A 16,069-nucleotide genomic window follows, 5' to 3' on the forward strand; every position below is an offset into this window, starting at 1 on the left:
GATGCTGCTGCGGCTATCTACAGATCTGAAATCTGACTACTGAATAGACTGTCTAACTAAATAGCGAGCGGCACTAACCAGTCCTTTTGCTTGCGCCCGGGAGGGCCGCATATGAAGTTTATCGCGAGTTCCGCACGCAAAGGAAAGCACTTAATGTGCTTTCCGTCTTGCGCAGGACTGTAGAGCAGGAAACTTCATATGCGGCCCTCCCGGGCGCAAGCAAAAGGGCGACCCCTGTCCGGAGTCGCCCTTGCGGTGCTGGTTATGTACGGCTGTTACTCGGCGTCGTGGTGACGGCGGGGCTTGCGGCCTCCGTTGTCGCCGGGACGGCGCGGACGGTCGCTGCGCTCAGAGCGCTCGCGACGCGGACGCTCACGGCGCTGGAAGTGCTCGCCGTCGCCCTCAGAGGAACCCTCGGCGCGAGCCGGGGCCTCGGGCTTGTCAAGACGATCGAGCGAGATCTTGCCACGATCGTCGACCTCGATGACGACGACCTTGACCTCGTCGCCCACGTTGAGGACGTCCTCGACCTTCTCCACGCGGCCCTTGGCGACGCGGGAGATGTGCAGCAGGCCGTCCTTACCGGGCAGCAGGTTGACGAAGGCGCCGAAGGGCTGGATGGAGACCACGCGACCGGTGTACTCCTCGCCCGGCTCGGGAACCTTGATGATGAGCTTGATGCGCTCGACGGCCTGGTCGACGGACTCGCCGGTGCCGCCGACAAAGACGGTGCCGTCCTCCTGGATGTCGACCGAAGCGCCGGTCTCGTCCTGGATGCCGCGGATGACCTTACCGCCGGAACCGATGACGTCGCGGATCTTGTCGGTCGGAACCTGGATGGAAACGATGCGCGGAGCGGTGCTGCGCGTGGTGTGGCGCGGCTCGGGGATCACATCGAGCATCTTCTGCAGGATGAAGGCGCGACCCTCCTTGGCCTGCTGCAGGGCGCGGGCCAGGATGTCGAAGGTGAGGCCGGTGGCCTTGTTGTCCATCTGCAGGGCGGTAATGCCCTCGGTGGTGCCGGTGACCTTAAAGTCCATGTCGCCCAGGAAGTCCTCGAGACCCTGGATGTCGGACAGGACCACGGTCTTGCCCTCCTCCTGGATCAGGCCCATGGCGATACCGGAGACCGGGCGCTTAATGGGCACGCCGCCGTCCATAAGGGCGAGCGTGGAGCCGCAGGTCGAAGCCATCGAAGAGGAGCCGTTGGACTCCATGACCTCGGAGACGACGCGGATGGCGTAGGGGAACTCGTTCTCGTCGGGAAGCACCGGAAGCAGAGCGCGCTCGGCCAGATTGCCATGACCGATCTCGCGGCGCTTGGGGCTGCCCATGCGGCCGGTCTCGCCGGTGCAGAACGGAGGGAAGTTGTAGTGGTGCATGTAGCGCTTGCCCTCGGTGGGCTCGATGGTATCCAGACGCTGGCCCTCGTTGAGCATGCCGAGCGACAGGACGGAGAGCACCTGGGTCTGGCCACGCTGGAACAGGCCGGAGCCGTGAACGAGCGGCAGGTAGTTGTCCTTCACCATGATGGGGCGAATCTCATCGGCGGCACGACCGTCGACGCGCTCGCCGGTCTCGACGACCATGGTACGCATGGCCTTCTTCTCGAGCTTCTTCAGCGCCACGGGGATCTCGCGCTCCCAAGCGGCCTGCTCCTCCTCGGTGAACTCGGCACGGATGGACTCCTTCAGAGCCTCGACCTTGCCGATACGGGAGAGCTTGTCGGCGTCACGCAGGGCGGCTGCCATCTCGTCGTAGTGGGCGAAGATGCGCTCCTGGACCTCCTCGACGGGCTGGTCGAGCGGGTACTCCTTCTTGACGATGGGGCCGTTGACCTGCTCCCACTCGGCGACGAACTCGTCCTGAGCCTGGCAGAAAGCAGCAAGGGCCTCCTGGCCAAACTTCATGGCGGCGAGCATGTCGTCCTCGGAGATCTCCTCGGCGCCGGCCTCGACCATCGAGATGAAGTCGGCAGAGCCGCCCAGCTCCAGGTCCAGATCGGAGTTCTCGCGCTCCTCATAGGTGGGGTTGACGATAAACTCGCCGGTCTCCACGTTGCGGCCGATGCGCACGCAGGCAAGCGGGCCCTCGAAGGGCACGCCGCCGAGCGTCATGGCCAGGGATGCACCCATGACGTTGATGACATCGAAGGGGTTGACCTGGTCGGCGACGAGCGAGGTGGCGACGATGTGTACCTCGTTACGGAAGCCGTCCGGGAAGCTCGGGCGAATCGGACGGTCGATCATGCGGGCCGTGAGCGTGGCCTTCTCGCTGGGACGGCCCTCACGCTTGAGGTAGCCACCCGGGATGCGGCCTGCGGCGTACATCTTCTCGTTGAAGTCGACGGTCAGCGGGAAGAAGTCGTAGTTCTTACGCTCCTTGGAGACGACCACGGTGTCGAGCATCGTGGTATCGCCCTGCTTGACCAGGCAGGCGCCGGTGGCCTGCTTGGCAAGCTCGCCCGACTCGAAGGTGTAGGTCTTGCCGTACAGCTCAAAGGTCTTGGATACGAGTGTCATTGTTCTCCTTTACCCCACAGGCCCCTTGCCTGCGGGCTTCTCATGTGACGCGGGCCCCCTGCCCCCGCCACGCTTCAGAGCGTGATTGTTCGCGCCCTTACACAAAAAGAGCGCCCCGCTGCGCAGGACGCTCTTAGCATGTACAAATCCTACTGGATGTTGTCGCGGATGCCCAGAGCCTTGATGAGCTCACGGTACTCGACGATGTCGTTCTTCTTGATGTAGGAGAGAAGACGACGACGACGGCCGACGAGCATGAGCAGGCCACGACGGGTGTGGAAGTCCTTCTGGTGGGACTTCATGTGCTCGGTCAGCTCCTTGATGCGCTCGGACAGGATGGCGACCTGAACCTTGGGGCTGCCGGTGTCGACCGGGGTGTTACCGAACTGGGCAGTCAGCTCCGCCTTGCGCTCTTTGGAAACAGTCATTGTTTCACCTTTCGTTTCTTGTCGCCCGCGGGCGACTCGATTCGCCTCGGACTGGGAAGCCGCCGGTGGAGCGAGCAACCAAGGTCGAGGTACCAACAGGTCGGTATGTTACCACAAGCAGCCCGCGCCTGCGCATCATCACCGACCCAACATGAATTCCATCGCACGGAGGCGCTGATCGGTGTGCGTGGCGGCCCAAACATGCGAAAGCCCGAGCAAGAACGCCGCCGTATGCGGGTCGATTTTCTCGGCCATAAGCGCATCGAAGGTCATCGACATGAGGGCGCGCAGCCACGCGACCTCACCGGTCGACACCAGCTCGGCACCCGGAACGCTCGATGCGCACGACCCGCACATGAGACCGCCCGCCTGGGGCGAAAAATACGACAGCATGGGGTCTCCGCACAGCACGCAGGCCGAAAAATCGGGTCGATAGCCAACGTGCGACAGCAGCTTAAAGACATATGCCGCCACAAGTAGATCCATGTGCGCTGTGTCGAGCCCGCTGCCCGCCAGGGCAAGCGCTCGCTGCGTGATGGCAAAGGTAAACGGGTCCTCAGCGTCCTCGAACGAGCATACGCGCGCGACCTCGGCGATCGCGCTTGCGGCGCAGGTCGTCTCGTAATCGGGCGTAGCGCTGAGCGGCGCCTCCATAAGCTCGGCCTGGGAAACCACGTCGAGCGACCGTCCATGCGCGAGCAGCATATCGACGGTACAGAACAGCTCGCAGCGCGCAGCCAGGCGCCCACCGGGTTTGCGGGCGCCCTTTGCCACGGCACGAACCTGCCGACCCCGCTCGTCAAGCATCGTCAGGATCAGGTCCGTCTCTTTAAGCTTCGTCTTGTCGAGGACGAGCACCTTGGTGCGATATGTCCGGGAGCCTGCCATGCGCGCCGCGCGTCCTTAGTCCTCGGCGTTGTAGCCAAAGCGGCGAATCTGGGCCTCGTCGTCACGCCAGCCGGCCTTGACCTTCACGTCCAGCTCCAAAAAGACCTGCGTGCCAAAGATACGCTCAAGATCGCGACGGGCGTCGATACCGATATGCTTGATCATCTCGCCGCCCTTGCCGATGATGATGCCCTTTTGGCCCTCGCGCTCGACGTAAATGGTGGCGTGCACGCGCAGTACCTTCTTGGTCTGCTCGAGTGCATCGCAGATCACGCCAACGGAGTGCGGGATCTCATCACGGGTGCGGCGCAAGACCTTCTCGCGCACAAACTCGGCAACGAGCGTTTCGTCGGAAGCGTCGGTACCCATATCCTCGGGGAACCAACGCGGACCCTCGGGCAAAAAGTGCGCAACGGTCTCGATAAAGGCATCGACGTTGAAGTTCTTGACCGACGACGTCACGATCTCGTCGTCATATTCCATGAGCTCGTGGGCTGCCTTGAGCTGCTCCATGACCTGTGCGGGGTCGGCCTCATCGGCCTTAGTGAGCACCAGGACCTTCTTGCAACGGGCGCATCTGACGCGCTCGGCAACCCAGGCGTCTCCCCTGCCGATCGGTTTGGTGGCATCAATCAAAAACGCGACGACATCAACATCGTTCAGCTCGAACAGCGCGCTCTTGTTGAGCTCGGATCCCAGGCCGTCCTTGGGCTTATGAATACCCGGGGTATCGACAAAGACCAGCTGGTAGCCGGGACGGTTGACGACGGCGCGCATGCGGCGGCGGGTCGTCTGGGCCACCGGCGAAGTGATGGCGACCTTCTTGCCATAGCAGGCGTTGAGCAGCGTAGACTTGCCGGCGTTGGGACGACCGACCAGGGCCACAAAGCCGCTGCGGAAACCGGGCTCCACGTCGCCAAAGCCCGCGAGGTTGTCGTCCTCGTCGCACAGGGCGTCGAGCTCCTCATCGCTCATGCCCTCAAACGGGTCGAACTCCTCGACTTCCTCGAGCTCCTCGGTATCCACCGCGTCCAGGGACTCGTCGTCCAAAATCTCATCGGCAGACTGCATATTGTCGGACATGGGAATCCCTTTCTAAATAAAGCCGAGCGCGTGGGCAAATACCAGCACGCCCACAATTGCGGCGGTGATGGAAAGAATGTAAACAGAGGCGGCGGCGATGTCCTTCGCACGCTTGGCCAGCGGATGGAGCTCCTGGGTCGCTAGGTCGACGATAGCCTCCATAGCGGTGTTGCACAGCTCGCCGTGAATCACCAGGCCACAACAGATGATAATCGTGGCCCACTCGGCAATGTCGAGGCCCACGATACAGCCGGCAATGACGGTGCACACGCCCGCCACGAGCATGACCTTGATGTTGCGCTCGGTCTTGACGGCGGTAACGAAGCCCTCCATGGCGTAGGAAAACGACTTTAAGAAGGACGGATGGTCCTTGTTCGATCCGGGAATCATAGACGGCTCCTAGTCGTGGGCGTGGTTGGTGATGGGGCCGACGTGGACTAGCTTGGGGTCCTCGCCGCGCTCGAACGCCAGATCGCGCAGGATGGCGTCCTCGCGGGCCTCCATGACCTCGGCCTCGTCGTCCTCGATATGGTCATAGCCCAGCAAGTGCAGCATGCCGTGTACGAGCATCAGACGACACTCGTCAGCGGAGCTATTGCCAAAACCGGGGGCCTGACGGGCAATAACCTGCGGGGCCAAGATGATATCGCCGAGCTCGAGCGTCTCGTCGGCGGGAATATCCTCGTCAAAGGCCGAGTCGCATTCAAACGAGAGCACATCGGTGGTGCGGTCGATACCGCGCCACTCGTGGTTGAGCTCGTGCATCTCGTCCTCGTCGACATACGAAAGGGAAATCTCGACTTCACGCTCAACGCCCTCGGCGGCAAGCACAACCTCGCAGATGTGCTCCACCTCCTGAGCATCGAGCAGCGTATCGAGCTCGGCATCGTTGCTGATCAATACACTCAACGGGACTCCTTTCGGTCGCGTGAGCGTTGCTCACGCACGTCATCATAAGCATCATATGCCTCGACGATACAACCCACTAGGGCATGACGCACCACGTCGGCACGCTCGAGGTGAGAAAATGCCACATCGTCGACACGGCCCAAAATCTTCTCGACATCCGCCAAGCCGCCACGACGACCCACCAGGTCGCGCTGACTCAAGTCGCCGGTAATCACGAACTTGGAGTTGAAGCCCAGGCGTGTCAGGAACATCTTCATCTGCTCGGGCGTGGTATTTTGCGCCTCGTCGAGCACCACGAAGGCATCGCTCAGCGTACGACCGCGCATGTAGGCGAGCGGCGCAATCTCGATCACGCCGCGCTCCATAAGCTCGTCGGTACGCTCACGATCCATCATGTCAAAAAGGGCATCGTAGAGCGGACGCATGTAGGGATCAATCTTTTCCTCGAGGGTACCGGGCAAAAAGCCCAGGTTCTCCCCCGCCTCGACAACCGGGCGCGTCAAGATCAGACGGCCCACCTCATGGCGCTTGAGCGCGGCAACGGCGAGCGCCATGGCCAGATAGGTCTTACCGGTACCGGCTGGACCCAGGCCAAATGTGATGGTGTGCGAGCGAATGGCATCCACATAGCGCTTTTGCCCAAGCGTCCTGGGGCGAATGACGCGGCCGCGATACGAAAGCAGCACGTCATCGCGAAGCGATGTGGCCTCATGCTCGCCGTCGCGTAAGACGGCCAGGCAACGCGAGACATCGTCGGCAGAAAGGGCACGGCCGGCCGCCGCCTCGCGAAAAGCATGTTCGAAAAAGCGCGCCACGAGCTCGACCTCGTCCGGGTCACCGCTCACGGCGATGCTATCGCCACGGGCGACCACATGGGCGCGAACCAAGCTCTCGAGCGCACGAAGGACGCCGTCGCCGGCGCCCAAAACGCGCGAGGGATCAATCCCCTCGGGAACGGTAAGTCTAATCTTCGAGGCTTCCATGAACCTCCCTGCGCGCATGGACCAAGCCGGAATCATCGACTTCGATGATAGCAACATCGAGCAGGCACGGGGCTGTAAGTCCACAGGTATCGTCAAGACGGGCATGATGGAACGAGCCGAGCGTCAGGTTGTCACCATACTCGAGCACGGCGCGCTCAACGGTGCCCACGCGACGACGAGCTTCGGCGATAGCGAGTTCCTGCGCCGCGGCCCGCATACGGCGGCTGCGCTCGGCCATAACCTCGGGCGGTACCTGGTCGGGCATATCGGCGGCGAGGGTGCCGGGACGCTTGCTATAGCGGAACACGTGCATACGCGAGAACCCCACGCGGCGGCACAGCGCCAGCGACTCCTCGAACTCCTCGTCCGTCTCACCAGGAAAACCGACGATGACGTCGCACGAAAGAGACGCCTGCGGCAGGATGGCGCGAATCATGCGCACCGTGTCCTCAAAGGCCTCGGCACTATAGGGACGACCCATGCGATGCAGCGTCGCCGTACAGCCGGACTGTACAGGCAGGTGCAAAAACGGGGCAATACGCTGCGGATAGCGCGCCATAACCTTAAGCAGGCGTTCAGAGATATCCATGGGTTCGACCGAGGAAATGCGCACATGCGCAATAGTCGTGCGCTCCATGATGGCCTCGAGCAGCTCATCGATTTCGACATGCTCGTCGGTCGCGCTCTTGCCATCGTAGGCACCCAGGTTCACACCAGTCAGCACCACCTCGGGCACGCCGGCCTCCTGGGCCTCGCGAACTTGCTCAAGCACGGACTCGACAGGCACGGAACGCTCGGGGCCGCGGGCCTTCCACACGATGCAATAGGTGCAACGGTGGTTGCAGCCATCCTGGATCTTCACGCCCAGCCGCGAACGACCGAGCGCATCGACCACGTCGCCATCGCTGCAGGCGGGAACGCTATCGGACTCAACGCCCAGCACATCGCAGACACGTTCGGCGACATCGATCTTAGACGGCTCGGCAATCACGCGATCCGAAAGCTCCAACAGCTCCTCGGGATGCAAATTGACCACGCATCCGGTCACGACCACATAGGGCTCATTTGGATGGGCCAGCGCATGACGGACGGCCTTACGGGTCTTGGCCTCGGCCTCGCCCGTAACGGCACAGGTGTTAATGACGATCAGATCGGCATCGTGGGGCTCCACCATAGCAAAGCCCAGGCGCATAAGATCAGCAGTGATGCGGTCAGACTCAACCCGATTGACACGGCAGCCGAGGTTGACGACGGAAATATGGGGTGCGAGCACGCGGGCTCCTTAATCGAGGATATCGTCGAGGGCACTCTTGATACGGTCGGTCACCGACTTCTTACCGGAAGCGACGTCATCGCCCATCTCATCGGCAAAAGCACGGAGCAGCTCGCGCTGCTTATTGGAAAGATTGGTGGGAACGACCACGCGCAGTTGCACGATCAGGCGGCCACGCGAACCGCCACCGCCAATGCGCGGCATGCCGTAATTATTGACGCTCACGGTGTCGCCGTACTGGGCGCCGGCGGGAACCGTCACCTTAACGACCTCGTCGGGCATAATGCCCTCGACCTCGATCTCGCAGCCGAGCGCAGCCTGTGCAATCGAGATATCGCTCACCAGGTACAAGTCGTCACCGTTGCGCTTAAAGCGCTCATGGTCGGCAACGCGCACGTTGACAATCAAGTCGCCCGAAGGCTCGCCGCGAAGGCCGGCCTCGCCAAAGCCGCTCACACGCAGCTGTCGACCGGTCGAAACGCCGGCGGGAATATCGATGTCGATCTTTTCATGCGAAGGCGTGCGGCCCTGACCGTCGCAGGTCTCGCAGGGATGGTCGATAACCGTACCCTCGCCATGGCAGTCGGGGCAAGGCGAGGAAGACTGAACCTGGCCCAGGAACGAACGCTGAACCGTCGTGACGTAGCCCGTACCGTGGCAGCGGCCGCACTGCTTTTCCTGTGCGCCCTCTGCCCTACCGGTGCCATTGCAGTCCTCGCAAGGAGCAAGGCGGTCATAGCTGATAGTCTTTTTGCAGCCGAGCGCCGCCTCCTCGAGCGTCACCGAAAGCGAGATGGCCATGTCACGACCGCGACGACGCTCGCGACGGCCGCGGGCACCACCGCCGGCGCCGCCGCCAAAGAACGACGAGAAAAGGTCGTCCATGCCCATGCCGCCAAAGATGTCGTTAATGTCGACATAGCCAGAGCCACCGGGGCCGTCAGGAGAGCCAAAGCGATCGTAGTTTGCACGCTTCTGCTCATCGGAAAGAACGGAATATGCCTCGTTGAGCTCTTTGAACTTGGCCTCGGCCTCGGGGTCGTCCGAAACGTCCGGGTGTACGGTACGGGCCTTCTTTAGAAACGCGCGCTTAATCGTCCGCGCGTCGGCATCCTTTTCGACGCCAAGTACCTCGTAGTAATCCCTATTTTCCGACACGACCGAATCCTTCCGACTTTCATTATTGTCACAGTGCGTCCTATACCCAAGCTGGGGCGGCCGCAAACAGAGGGTTTGATGTTAGTACATTCCGTACGGCGAAAGCATGGCACGCTGCGAGCAGCTCGCAAACCAAACCGACACGAGTGCAAACATAAATCCGTTGGCAAAACCGTTGGCAAACTGCATCGCGCCGCGTTTCCACCACAGCAGGCTGCGATGAAGCACGCCGTCCGAGAGCACCATGAACAGGCCCATGGCAAACGGAATAAAGCACATCATGGCAAAGGCCGAGAACACGCCCGAGATGGCCGACAGCACCAAAAACGGCGCCACGATGCCCATCAGGTAAAAACCGGTACGGGCCTTGCCTTCCAGGCGCTCGGCCTCGACATGGGCACGGCCGACCAGGTCGCCGCCCGCGGCACCGTTGGTGCCGGCGTGACCCATGCCGCCAATACGAACCTCGTCGCCATCGTGCGTGCCGGCAGGAAACTCAATCGTCTGCTCGGAGGTCACGCGGGTTCGACCGCTGCCACCGCAATCGGGACAGGGGTCGGCGACGACCTTACCGGAACCGCCGCACTCGGGGCAGACCGACTGGAACGTGCCGGCGCCAAACAGGAAGGACAGGTCGACATCGATGTGGCCGCGACCGCCGCAGCTCGGGCAGGTATGCGCATGCTCGGACGAGACGGAGCCCGAGCCGCCACAGTGACCACAGGTATCAAAACGCGTATAGCGGACGGTCTTACGGGCACCGCCCTTGGCCTCCTTGGCGTCGAGCTTGATGTCGACGACCACGTTGGCGCCGTTCTCGGGATTGTAGGCAGCCTGCCCACGACGCTGCTGGCCCCAGGCGCCACCAAAGGGGAAGCCGCCCTCAAAGGGATTGCCATAACCCGTGCTGCCGGCGTAGCCGCCACCATAGGGCGAAGCCGTAGGAGCACCGGCAAAGGGATTGCCCGAGCGCATGGCGTCATAGCGAGCACGCTTCTGCTCGTCCGAAAGCACGGCGTAGGCCTCGGAAACCTCTTTGAACTTTTCCTCGGCATCCGGCTCTTTATTGACGTCCGGATGGAGCTTGCGGGCCTTTTGCTGGAAAGCCTTTTGTATATCACGCGAGGTGGCGTCCTTGGAGACGCCCAGGATCTCGTAGTAATCTTTTTCGTTCATCGTCGCCATGCGCGGCAACCTCCTGCTCACAGCAGCGTATATAATGCGGTCATTCTACCCGAGCGGCCTAAGCTAGACCCCAAAACAGCTCGAACAGCACATTTCCATCGAGCCAACCCAAGTGTGTCGGCGCCAGGCGGGCACAGGAGCGGCCAGCGATGACATCGACAGAGGCGATAGGCCCCGCATGGGTATCACCGTGCTCGGGCACCCAAGTGGCAAGCCCAAGTTCAAGAGCGCGGTCACAAGCCGCTGTCAGTTCATCGGCAGGGATGACACGAGCCGCGCGAACCAACAGGTCGGACGCGACACCGCGCGTCATGCGACAAGCGAGCATCAAGTCTTCGGCGACAGCCTCACGCTGCGACAGATATTCGGCCTCGAACGCCGTCGCGTCATCGTCACGTTGCACCAGACGCACGCGGTACGCATCGCCTCGAGCAGACACGCCGGGGAACAAACCTGCAAGACGGTCGAAATCTTCGTCGTCGAGCATGCCCGCGGCAGAACGACCCAGGCCCAGGTAGCCCCGTCCGGTCCAGTAGGCAATGTTATGGGCGCACTCATGGCCGTCGAGCGCGTAGCTTGCCACCTCATACGGATGATAGCCGGCCGCACTCAGGCGCTCACGCGCCGCGTCCATGCACGAAGCCTGAAAATCCTCGTCGGGCTCGAGCGACTCGTCACGGCATGCCATGCGATAGAGTGGTGTGCCCTCCTCGAGCGTGAGCGGGTACACCGATACATGATGCGGCGCCGCCGCCAGCACGCCATCGAGCGTGCTCCGCCAGCTTGCGGCCGTCTGCCCGGGAAGGCCGCACATCAGGTCGCACGACACATCGAGCCCAACATCCTTCACCGCCGCGATAGCCTCAAGCGCCCGTTCGGCATCATGGATGCGGCCAATAGCAGCCAGCTCGGTATTGTCGAGGGTCTGCACGCCCAGAGAGATGCGCGTGACACCCGCCTCGGCAAGCGCTGAGGCGAGCTCAGCGGTCAGGGACTCAGGATTGGCTTCGCAAGTAAACTCAACGGGTTTGCACCACATGGAGATACGCCGGGCAAGTTCCACCAGGCGCTCCCCTGCCAGCGATGGCGTGCCGCCGCCAGTATAGACCGTGCGGACCTGCGCAAGCGCCCCGGCGTCGCTAAAGGAATCGAGGCGCGCATACAACTGCTCAAAATAGGAATCAAGCGCGGCATCCAAATCACACGCAGCGAAGCTGCGCGAGTCAAAGTCGCAGTACCGGCACTTTTGAGCGCAAAACGGCACGTGCACGTACAGCGCGGTAACGGCCACCGTTAGGCCTCCAGCGGATGAGCAGGCACCGACTCGCCGGCGGCAAACGCGGCCTCGCAGGCCACCACGTCGCGCTCGATATCATCGACCAGCGCCATAAACTCCTCGTACGTAGAGCAACGCACCACCTGAGCGCGCCAGGCGGCGGCATGGGGCATGCCCTTTAAGTACCAGCTTGCGTACGTGCGAGCACGCGACATGAGCGGCAGAAGCTCGTGCGTCAACGTCAGGTGCTCGCGCAGAGCCTCCAGGCGCTCGACCGAGGAGCGAGAAGGAACCGGCGTGCCATCGAGTGCAAGGGCTCGGGCATCGCCGAACACCCACGGATTGCCGTAGATGCCGCGCGCGATAAACACCGCGCTGGCACCCGAGCCGTGCAGATGCTCAGCAGCGTCCTCGGCCGAGAACACATCGCCCGAACCAATCACGGGAATCTCGACAGCGTCGGCAACCTCATCGACGACCGACCAATCGGCCTGGCCCGTGTAGAGCTGCGTGGCGCAACGACCATGCACGGCGACTGCGGCAGCCCCTGCACTCTCAAGCATCTGGGCAAATGTCGCGGTATTGCGGTCCTCGGCATAAAAGCCCTTGCGAATCTTGACGGTCACGGGCACGTGCGCCGCGCCAACCGTGGCCTCGACGATCTTCTCCGCCAGGTCGGGCGTGCGCATGAGCGCCGAACCCTCGCCCTTGGTGACAACCTTGCGGGCGGGGCATGCCATATTGATATCGATGAGCGACAGGCGATCGCCAACGCGCTCCTCGACGGCGGCGACGGCGCTCGCAAACTGCTCGGGCTTGGAGCCAAAGAGCTGCACGCAAATCTGCTGCTCCTCGTCGGCCGGCAGCACCAGGCGCCAGGTCTTGTTGCTGGCATAGGCAAGACCCGCCACGCTCACCATCTCGCTGTAGGCAAGGTTGGCACCGCGGCGGCGACACATGATGCGATAGGCGGGGTCGGTCACGCCCGCCATGGGAGCCATAAGGAACGGCTGCTCGGCATAGGCACCCAGCAGCCGCTTGCTGTATTCAGAAAGCGCCATGGACCTACTCGTCCACCTTGAGGATCGCCATAAACGCCTCCTGCGGGACCTCGACCGATCCGATGGCCTTCATACGCTTCTTGCCCTCTTTCTGCTTCTCGAGCAGCTTGCGCTTACGCGAGATATCGCCGCCGTAGCACTTAGCAAGAACGTCCTTGCGACGCGCCTTGACGGTGGAACGGGCGATGATCTTGTTGCCGATAGCACCCTGGATGGGCACCTCGAACAGCTGACGCGGGATGATCTCCTTGAGCTTGTCGCACAGGCCACGGGCCAGGCCATATGCCTTGTCCTTATGGACGATAAACGACAGCGCGTCCACCTCGTCGCCCGAAAGCAGGATGTCGAGCTTGACGAGCTCGGAGGGACGATACTCGTTGAACTCGTAATCGAGCGAAGCATAGCCCTTGGTACGGCTCTTGAGCTGGTCAAAGAAGTCCAAGATGAGCTCGGCGAGCGGCATATCGAAGCGCATCTCGACCGATTTGCTCGTCAGGTGGATCATGTCGGTCGTGACGCCGCGGTGCTCGATGGCGAGCTGCATGACGGCACCCGTGTACTCAGGCGGACAGATGATCTTTGCCTTGAGGTAGGGTTCCTCGATACGTTCGATGCGCGTGGCCTCGGGAAGGTCCTGCGGACTGCGGACATCGATCATTTCGCCGTCGGTCTTGTAGACGTGATAGTCGACCGAGGGACTCGTGGCAATGAGGTCCAGGTTGAACTCGCGCTCCAGGCGTTCCTTGACGACTTCCATGTGCAGCAGGCCCAGGAAGCCCACGCGAAAGCCAAAGCCGAGCGCCACCGAGGTCTCGGGCTCCCACACCAACGACGGGTCGTTGACGTGCAGCTTATCGAGCGCGTCGCGCAGGTTCTCGTAGTCCTTGTTGTCGATCGGGAACAGGCCCGTGTAGACCATGGGCTTGGCCTCGCGGTAGCCCGGCAGAGGCTCGGGACAGGGGTTGGAAGCCCACGTAAGGGTATCGCCCACGCGCACAGCCTCGGGGTCCTTCAGACCCGTGACCACATATCCGACCTCGCCGACCGACAGCGCGTCGACCGGGGTCTCGGCAGGACGCTTGACGCCCACGCCGTCGACCAAAAAGTCGCCCTTGACCTGCATCATAAGCAGGGTATCGCCCTTTTTGATGGAACCATCAAAGACGCGCACCGTGGCGACGACACCACGATACTCGTCGAAGTACGAATCCAGGATGAGTGCCTTGAGCGGCGCGTTCGCATCGCCCTTGGGCGGAGAGATCAAAAAGACAATGGACTCCAGCAGATCGTGGATGCCCTCGCCGGTCTTGCCCGAGACGCACACGGCATCATCGGCAGGGATCGCCAGGTCATCCTCGATCTCGGTCTTAACCTCGTCGGGATGCGCCGAGGGCAGGTCGATCTTGTTGATGGCCGGCACAATGTCCAGATTGGCGTTCATGGCGAGCGTCGCGTTGGAGACGGTCTGCGCCTCGACACCCTGGGTGGCATCGACGACGAGCACCGCGCCCTCGCAGGCGGCCAGAGAACGCGAGACCTCGTAGGTAAAGTCAACGTGGCCCGGCGTATCGATCAGATTGAACTGATACGTCTCACCATCGTCGGCGTCATAGGAAACGCGGACGGCATTGGACTTGATCGTAATGCCGCGCTCGCGCTCGATATCCATGGTGTCGAGCAGCTGCGACTCCATGTCGCGTTCGTCGACGGTATGGGTGAGCTCGAGGATGCGGTCACTGATCGTGGACTTGCCATGGTCGATGTGCGCAACGATCGAGAAGTTGCGGATGTGGGAAATGTCAATTGAAGTATTCATGCGAACTATCTTACCCGAGCGGTACAAAAAATGGAGCCTGTTCCATAAAACAGGCTCCATTTATGCGCGTAATCTGTGTGGTGTGAAATTTACAACTTAGGCGTTGATGCTGTTCACGAGCTTGGCAAGACCGGACTTGCGGTTGGAAGCCTGGTTCTTGTGGATAACATGCTTGGCGGCAGCCATGTCGAGACGCTTGGTGACGGTCTTGAGGGCAGCCTGGGCCTTCTCGGCGTCGCCCTCGGCGACGGCGGACTGGACGTGCTTGGTCAGCGTCTTGAGCTCGGACTTGACAGCCTTGTTACGCATGCGAGCTGCCTCATTGGTGCGGATACGCTTCTTCTGAGACTTGATGTTTGCCACTTCTGGAGTTCCTTTCGAGTTCCTTGCAAAAAATGTATGACACCTCTGAGACACGGTGAGGTCATGCAAGCGCCTACTATAGCACGCTCCCCCTCAAAGGGATAGAACGAATTTGTCAAATAGGCAGGTATCATCACGATTTTCTCAAGATGTTCGTAATCCAGAGCAAAAGCGCCGTCTGAGAATCGGCCGAACCCTTGAGCGCGAGCTCCACATCAACGGCACCCTCGAGCGCTACGATGAGCTCTGCCATCGAAAAGCGACGTGCCCAGGTCAGGTGATTCTTGACCTGCCAGGACTGGAGCTTGAGCGTTGCGGCCAGCTCGCGACCCTGCCCACGCGCGTCGAGCGCCTTGGCGACGATAAGCTCGCGAATGCGACCGCACAGCAATGTGTAAGTCCACACGTAGCTCTTGGAGGGTAGGAGCTTAAAGAGCTCGAGCGAACGCCGCATATCGCGAGCCGAGACGGCGTTGAGGAAGTCCCAGGGTTGAACCTCGGCCGTACGAACAATCCAGCGCTCAACATCGGCAAGTTCAATCTGAGGCGACTCGACCATCTGGGCAAGCTTAGCCAAGTCGTTATCGAGCATGCGCGTGTTTTCGCCCGAACGCGAGACGAGCTCCTCGGCGGCCGCCGTCGAAATCGACTTACCGCGCTGCGTCGCCATCTGCTGAACACGGCGCGGCAGTTCCCAGCGCTTGGTACCCGAGCAATCGACGATAGCCTTCTTGTCGATCTTGGCGATTGCCTTATACAGGCGCGTATTCTTGGCAAGTGAGTCGGCGATGATGAGGCAGACCGTTGTGGGGCTGGGACTCGCCAGATACCCAACGAGCGGCTCCGAGACCGCCTTGGCAAGCTTTGAGCAGCCATCGAGGATTACCAGACGAAACTCGCTGCCCATCGGAAAGGTGTTAAGCGATCCGATAATGGACTCGATATCGGGGTCCTTGGTCATGTCTCGCTCGTCGAGGTTGAACTCGACCATACCCGACTTTTCCAGACGCGCTTTCATACGCGAGACGGCGTGGTCGCGCTTAACTCCGTCGGTACCGACGATCAGATATGCCGGCAGCAAACCAGTTTCGGACATTGCGCTCCCCTCCCGCAGGCCTTCGAAT

At 61.6% G+C, this 16,069-nt stretch carries 15 protein-coding genes; all 15 read right to left on the minus strand.

Annotated features, from left to right (window positions below; translation table 11 throughout):
* Positions 1–275 precede the first annotated feature (275 nt).
* On the minus strand, positions 276–2,522 hold the full coding sequence (locus DW892_RS07055) for a polyribonucleotide nucleotidyltransferase (protein ID WP_117583200.1): 2,247 nt from the start codon (positions 2,520–2,522) through the stop codon (positions 276–278).
* Positions 2,523–2,671: 149 nt separating this feature from the next.
* On the minus strand, positions 2,672–2,950 hold the full coding sequence (rpsO, locus tag DW892_RS07060) for a 30S ribosomal protein S15 (RefSeq protein WP_117766621.1): 279 nt from the start codon (positions 2,948–2,950) through the stop codon (positions 2,672–2,674).
* Between the two features lie 138 nt (positions 2,951–3,088).
* On the minus strand, positions 3,089–3,838 hold the full coding sequence (gene recO / locus DW892_RS07065) for a DNA repair protein RecO (RefSeq protein WP_117766623.1): 750 nt from the start codon (positions 3,836–3,838) through the stop codon (positions 3,089–3,091).
* A gap of 15 nt (positions 3,839–3,853) precedes the next feature.
* The gene (gene era, locus DW892_RS07070; RefSeq protein ID WP_172676295.1) at positions 3,854–4,921 is read right to left on the minus strand and encodes a GTPase Era; all 1,068 of its coding nucleotides are present in this window, start codon (positions 4,919–4,921) and stop codon (positions 3,854–3,856) included.
* Positions 4,922–4,933: 12 nt separating this feature from the next.
* On the minus strand, positions 4,934–5,311 hold the full coding sequence (locus DW892_RS07075) for a diacylglycerol kinase family protein (RefSeq protein ID WP_035138512.1): 378 nt from the start codon (positions 5,309–5,311) through the stop codon (positions 4,934–4,936).
* 9 nt (positions 5,312–5,320) lie between these two features.
* Positions 5,321–5,830 (minus strand): rRNA maturation RNase YbeY, encoded by a 510-nt coding sequence (gene ybeY / locus DW892_RS07080; protein WP_055285156.1) that lies wholly within the window; start codon positions 5,828–5,830, stop codon positions 5,321–5,323.
* Positions 5,827–6,813, minus strand: coding sequence for a PhoH family protein (locus DW892_RS07085; protein WP_117766625.1), 987 nt, complete (start codon positions 6,811–6,813; stop codon positions 5,827–5,829). The genes ybeY and DW892_RS07085 overlap by 4 nt, the downstream gene beginning before the upstream one ends.
* The gene (locus tag DW892_RS07090; RefSeq protein ID WP_117766627.1) at positions 6,794–8,086 is read right to left on the minus strand and encodes a MiaB/RimO family radical SAM methylthiotransferase; all 1,293 of its coding nucleotides are present in this window, start codon (positions 8,084–8,086) and stop codon (positions 6,794–6,796) included. Before DW892_RS07090 ends, DW892_RS07085 begins: the two co-directional genes overlap by 20 nt.
* 9 nt (positions 8,087–8,095) lie before the next feature.
* Entirely contained in the window at positions 8,096–9,244 is a 1,149-nt protein-coding gene (dnaJ, locus tag DW892_RS07095) for a molecular chaperone DnaJ (RefSeq protein WP_117766629.1), read from the minus strand.
* 81 nt (positions 9,245–9,325) lie between these two features.
* Positions 9,326–10,429, minus strand: a complete 1,104-nt coding sequence (locus DW892_RS07100) for a DnaJ domain-containing protein (protein WP_187365004.1) — start codon at positions 10,427–10,429, stop codon at positions 9,326–9,328.
* 58 nt (positions 10,430–10,487) lie between these two features.
* A complete protein-coding gene (gene hemW / locus DW892_RS07105; protein ID WP_117766631.1) occupies positions 10,488–11,720 on the minus strand; it encodes a radical SAM family heme chaperone HemW in 1,233 nt (410 codons plus the stop codon).
* 2 nt (positions 11,721–11,722) lie between these two features.
* Positions 11,723–12,766 carry a tRNA dihydrouridine synthase DusB gene (gene dusB, locus DW892_RS07110; protein WP_117766633.1) on the minus strand — a complete coding sequence of 348 codons (1,044 nt, stop codon included), beginning with the start codon at positions 12,764–12,766 and terminating at the stop codon, positions 11,723–11,725.
* Positions 12,767–12,770: 4 nt separating this feature from the next.
* A complete protein-coding gene (gene lepA / locus DW892_RS07115) occupies positions 12,771–14,582 on the minus strand; it encodes a translation elongation factor 4 (RefSeq protein WP_117766635.1) in 1,812 nt (603 codons plus the stop codon).
* A 96-nt stretch (positions 14,583–14,678) separates the two neighbouring features.
* A complete protein-coding gene (gene rpsT / locus DW892_RS07120) occupies positions 14,679–14,945 on the minus strand; it encodes a 30S ribosomal protein S20 (RefSeq protein ID WP_022094714.1) in 267 nt (88 codons plus the stop codon).
* 133 nt (positions 14,946–15,078) lie between these two features.
* Positions 15,079–16,041, minus strand: coding sequence for a DNA polymerase III subunit delta (gene holA / locus DW892_RS07125; protein ID WP_117766637.1), 963 nt, complete (start codon positions 16,039–16,041; stop codon positions 15,079–15,081).
* Between the last annotated feature and the right edge of the window lie 28 nt (positions 16,042–16,069).

The organism is Collinsella sp. AM40-7AC (assembly GCF_003468125.1).
In the GTDB taxonomy this organism is placed as follows: Bacteria; Actinomycetota; Coriobacteriia; order Coriobacteriales; family Coriobacteriaceae; genus Collinsella; species Collinsella aerofaciens_O.

Bases quoted from the DNA above. Each gene is read 5' to 3' on its own strand.
- DW892_RS07055 (WP_117583200.1), bottom strand. From the start codon at position 2,522: ATGACACTCGTATCCAAGACCTTTGAGCTGTACGGCAAGACCTACACC.
- rpsO (WP_117766621.1), bottom strand. From the start codon at position 2,950: ATGACTGTTTCCAAAGAGCGCAAGGCGGAGCTGACTGCCCAGTTCGGT.
- recO (WP_117766623.1), bottom strand. From the start codon at position 3,838: ATGGCAGGCTCCCGGACATATCGCACCAAGGTGCTCGTCCTCGACAAG.
- era (WP_172676295.1), bottom strand. From the start codon at position 4,921: ATGTCCGACAATATGCAGTCTGCCGATGAGATTTTGGACGACGAGTCC.
- DW892_RS07075 (WP_035138512.1), bottom strand. From the start codon at position 5,311: ATGATTCCCGGATCGAACAAGGACCATCCGTCCTTCTTAAAGTCGTTT.
- DW892_RS07085 (WP_117766625.1), bottom strand. From the start codon at position 6,813: ATGGAAGCCTCGAAGATTAGACTTACCGTTCCCGAGGGGATTGATCCC.
- DW892_RS07100 (WP_187365004.1), bottom strand. From the start codon at position 10,429: ATGGCGACGATGAACGAAAAAGATTACTACGAGATCCTGGGCGTCTCC.
- dusB (WP_117766633.1), bottom strand. From the start codon at position 12,766: ATGGCGCTTTCTGAATACAGCAAGCGGCTGCTGGGTGCCTATGCCGAG.
- lepA (WP_117766635.1), bottom strand. From the start codon at position 14,582: ATGAATACTTCAATTGACATTTCCCACATCCGCAACTTCTCGATCGTT.
- holA (WP_117766637.1), bottom strand. From the start codon at position 16,041: ATGTCCGAAACTGGTTTGCTGCCGGCATATCTGATCGTCGGTACCGAC.